General features: G+C 33.9%; 1 protein-coding gene and 1 pseudogene. One reads left to right on the plus strand and one right to left on the minus strand.

All coding sequences use genetic code 11. The features are described 5' to 3' along the window. Positions 1-958: oxygen-dependent tRNA uridine(34) hydroxylase TrhO (gene trhO, locus AC1DTM_RS25445; protein WP_477001186.1), on the plus strand; the 958-nt coding region annotated here is incomplete at its 5' end. A 48-nt stretch (positions 959-1,006) separates the two neighbouring features. On the opposite strand, the pseudogene AC1DTM_RS25450 reads toward trhO, so the two are convergent. Next, positions 1,007-1,672, minus strand: a pseudogene (locus AC1DTM_RS25450) (hypothetical protein); the annotation flags it as partial.

Below are 1,672 nucleotides of genomic sequence, written 5' to 3' on the forward strand. Positions count from 1 at the left end.
GGCAACTACAAAACCATATAGAGTATTACTGTATTACATGTACACAACAATTGAAAATCCAGAAGGATTTGCTGAACAGCATTTAGAATTTTGTAAATCACTTGAGTTAAAAGGAAGAATTCTTGTAGCGACAGAAGGAATTAACGGAACTTGTTCTGGAACTGTTGAACAAACAGAAAAATACGTGGAAGCGATGAATAATGATCCACGTTTTGCTGGAATCGTATTTAAAATTGATGAGGCGGATGAACATGCATTCAAGAAAATGCACGTACGTCCTCGTTCAGAGTTAGTTACACTTCGTCTAGAAGACGACATTAACCCGAAAGAAATTACTGGGAAGTATTTAGAACCAAAAGATTTTTATGAGGCAATGAAACAAGAAGATACAGTTATCATTGATGCACGAAATGATTATGAATTTGATTTAGGACACTTCAAAGGTGCGATTAAACCAGATATTGAATCATTCCGTGAATTACCAGATTGGATTAGAGAAAATAAAGAAACACTTGAGGGTAAAAAGATTTTAACGTACTGTACAGGTGGAATTCGTTGTGAGAAATTCTCAGGTTGGTTAGTTCGTGAAGGTTATGAAGATGTAAGCCAGCTTCATGGCGGAATTGTAACGTACGGAAAAGATCCAGAAGTACAAGGTGAACTTTGGGATGGTCAATGTTACGTATTTGATGAGCGTATCGCTGTACCAGTAAACCAAAAAGAACATGTTATCGTTGGTAAAGATCACTTTACAGGTGAACCTTGTGAGCGCTATGTAAACTGTGCAAACCCTGAATGTAACAAGAAAATTTTATGTTCTCAAGAAAGTGAAGCAAAACATTTACGTGCATGTTCTCATGAATGTCGTGTACACCCACGTAATCGTTATATCGTGCAACACGAATTAACAGAAGAGCAAGTAGCTGCTACATTAGAAAAAATCGAAGCAGGTAAGTAAGCATAATAGAAAACAGATGGTAGCATCGTGCTGCCATCTGTTTTTTAGTTACTTTGTACTATCCTTCTCTTTCACAGCAGAAAGTACAGTTTGTTTTACCCATGCTTTTCTTCGTTTATGTTGTACACTCCATTGGTATAAACTTTGTATACCTAAAATAAGTGAAATGACTATGCCACTAATCGCTATTAATAGAGCAAAAAATTCAAAAGGCGATGATATTTTGTTTGAATCGGTGTTTCTTAAAAGATCAATCATAGTAAACCCTAACATTTGGCCTACAACAGAGTAGAGCGTTAAAATTAATAATAAGAGGCTATCTTTTTTTGAAGCAACATTTTCTTGATATTTAAATAAACTATCGAGATTTTGTTTCGCGTTCGTGTACAGTACTTCAATGTTAAAAAGTTTTCTTAGACGAAAGAAAATATCTTCACTTTGTGATTGGGATACTAATTCTAAAGAAAAATAATTAGCTGTAAACGAATTTATTGAATAAATTAATTTCTCTATTTCATTTGTATCTTGTTCAATATTTAACTCGGCATAAGCGTTTGCCATCTTTAATAAAACAACTTTATGAAATAAATTTAATAATAAAGCGTAATAAAACTCCCCGTACATTTGACTAGCAAGTTTAGTGACTGCTTGTTCACCTTCATTTGTAATACATGTGAAAATATGTTCTTCCATAATAAAGTAACGGTTAGGAGC

The organism is Bacillus sp. P4_D3 (assembly GCF_056401855.1).